This window comes from Okeania sp. (genome assembly GCF_983059655.1).
The window spans coordinates 1-2,363 of sequence record NZ_CEZPJD010001028.1 but is presented as its reverse complement, the minus strand read 5'-3'; the positions used below and the strand labels follow the sequence as shown (position 1 = coordinate 2,363).

The window sequence follows — 2,363 nt, the reverse complement described above, 5'->3', positions numbered from 1 at the left end:
CTCTGGAAAAATTAGATATTTTAGGTGATGAAATTTTTGATTTAGCAACTATAGTGGATTTGGAAAATTGGTTAAATCAACAGCTAAATTAAGTTTTTCACGAATATCAGACCAGTTTATATTAATGGTATTACTAACTGGATGAAGTTAATGGTGGCAGGCAGTGAGAGCCACTTTTACAAAACTTGACAACACGAACCATAGTATTTCTTTTTCAAAAACAAATTATTATTTTAGATGATTTGCGAGAACTTCAAGAGGCTTGCGATCGCTCCCCTAATCTTAACGACTCCGAAAAAACTTAAAATTTATAGTGACGATGCTGAAACCATTTAGGATTTAACAAAAGCAACATGAAGAATATAGCGCAGCACATCTGAATTCGTGCAGTTATGTTTATAAGCGAGGGTCTCAACTTTCTCTAGATCGCTTTTTCTAACTCGACACTTCATCAGCACATCCCTCACTTTCAACTCAACTATTTCTACTTGAGTCACTGTATCTAACCTCATCCCAATAATTTGTCCTATGAAGGTTGATTTACTTACCCCAACATAGTCATTTAATTCTGCTACTTGACGTGCTATTTTAGGGCGAACATGGAATGATATTGATACTGTCTTTTCATCTTTTATAGGCTGAAATTTATCCCAGAAATTTCCAAATTCTTTTTTCATTTTTGGCCTCATATTTCCTTATACTTATATATGTACTATATATAGAGTCATAATGTTAATTCACTAATTACTAAAATAGATAACTCACTCACCTTTTTTAACTGTAAATCATTAGTTAAAAAAGCATCACAATTAGATTGAATCGCTGTGGCAATTTGTAAAGCATCAGGTAATTTAAAATTATATTTAACCCGAATGTCAGCAGCAATAAGAGCAATCTCTGAATTAATATCCACAAAATTTATTGTGTCTTGATTCGTTAGAATGTTAATAAATTGTTGTTGTACAGAGAGATTTTTTTGACGAGTTGGTAAAATTAAACATTCAGCTAAAGTAATGGGAGAAGTGATAACATGGATTGAATGGGACTCAATATAATTGAATACCTCATCTATAATTAAAAAATAATTAGGATTGCTCTCAACATAATAAATAATCGGAGCCGAATCTAAAAAAATCCGATTTAGCTGTTCTAAAACAGTCTCAATTTTCATATAATTTCAACAATTTATGGTTCTCGTTGTTGCCACTCTTGACGTAATTCACTAACCCATTCTTGAGCATCTTTTCCCTCTAATATATTAGGTAATATTCCTCGTAAATCAGACAAACTATGTTTAGAGGTTTTGGGAGTAATTGTCTGACGCTTTAATTGTTCTGTAGTATAGGTAATGATTTGAAACTTTTCTTCTATAGTAAGCTGTTCAATTTCTTGTAATATTTTTGTTAATAAAGGACTCATTAGTTTCACCTCCAGAAATAGTCTAACTAGATAAATTGGTAAAGTTTTTAGAGATTGAAGATTCCCAGATTTTTAGTTTACTTGGCACGCTCATTACAGCTTCTCTTCTCTAGTTTTACACCAAGTTCTTCAAAGTCTAAGTAATAGAATAATTAACAGGCTAGATACCAGGCTGGCAAAAGTTGTCCTGATTGAATTCCATAGGAGCCAACGTGGTTCAAAGTCCATACGAGCTGCTTTTTGTGCAGTTTCATCCAGATCGTCAACATTCAGCATTTGCAGTTTGTTATTCAAGGGTATGTTAATCGTGAAAGTTGGCAGTTGAACAACTAGAAGGTAAGCAAGTACCGCACTTATTATGAGCCAACGCTCCACTCCCTCCAATTGCCCGATGCCAAGCACAGATGAAGCAACTAGAGCCACAATTGAACCAACCCAGACTAACACAAAAATCGGCTGATTATTTTGAATAATACCATCCATTACCTGAAAAGCTCGGATAAACTCCCGATCGCTTAAAGTCTTGATTCCCGGCATGACTACTACAGCAAAAGCCAACACGAAGCCTGCTACCAGGGAACACAGCAATGTAGCCAAGAGCAATGTAATCTGAAAGACTCCTTCTATTGACATGGGAAAACCTCATCGGTAGGCTGAGTACAGCCTACTTATCTGTGTGTACTTTGTCAAGCTTCTCTTATGCAGATTTTTCAGCTTTTGGCTTTTTCTCAAACACTTGTATATTCGGCTGTTCCAATATAAATCCATTCTCTGTGCTTTCTCCCATCTTTCCACCAATTGTTAAACTAAGCAAACCCATTGCGGGAAATTTTCTTGAGCTTGAGTTAATTTTTTGAACATTTTTGGTTTGACGCTGACGGTGACAATAATACCATCAGCATCTAACTCAAACTTTTGCCATCCATTCTCAACTGTTTCTGCCT

At 35.0% G+C, this 2,363-nt stretch carries 4 protein-coding genes; all 4 read right to left on the bottom strand.

The genetic code is table 11. The features are described from left to right. Positions 1–332: 332 nt before the first annotated feature. Positions 333–677 (bottom strand): hypothetical protein, encoded by a 345-nt coding sequence (locus tag AC3DU7_RS31405; protein ID WP_488043151.1) that lies wholly within the window; start codon positions 675–677, stop codon positions 333–335. A 47-nt stretch (positions 678–724) separates the two neighbouring features. After that, positions 725–1,171 (bottom strand): type II toxin-antitoxin system VapC family toxin, encoded by a 447-nt coding sequence (locus AC3DU7_RS31400; protein WP_488043150.1) that lies wholly within the window; start codon positions 1,169–1,171, stop codon positions 725–727. A 14-nt stretch (positions 1,172–1,185) separates the two neighbouring features. Then, positions 1,186–1,419 carry a hypothetical protein gene (locus AC3DU7_RS31395; protein ID WP_488043149.1) on the bottom strand — a complete coding sequence of 78 codons (234 nt, stop codon included), beginning with the start codon at positions 1,417–1,419 and terminating at the stop codon, positions 1,186–1,188. Between the two features lie 129 nt (positions 1,420–1,548). Continuing rightward, positions 1,549–2,016, bottom strand: coding sequence for an anthrone oxygenase family protein (locus AC3DU7_RS31390; protein WP_488043148.1), 468 nt, complete (start codon positions 2,014–2,016; stop codon positions 1,549–1,551). Positions 2,017–2,363: the final 347 nt, after the last annotated feature.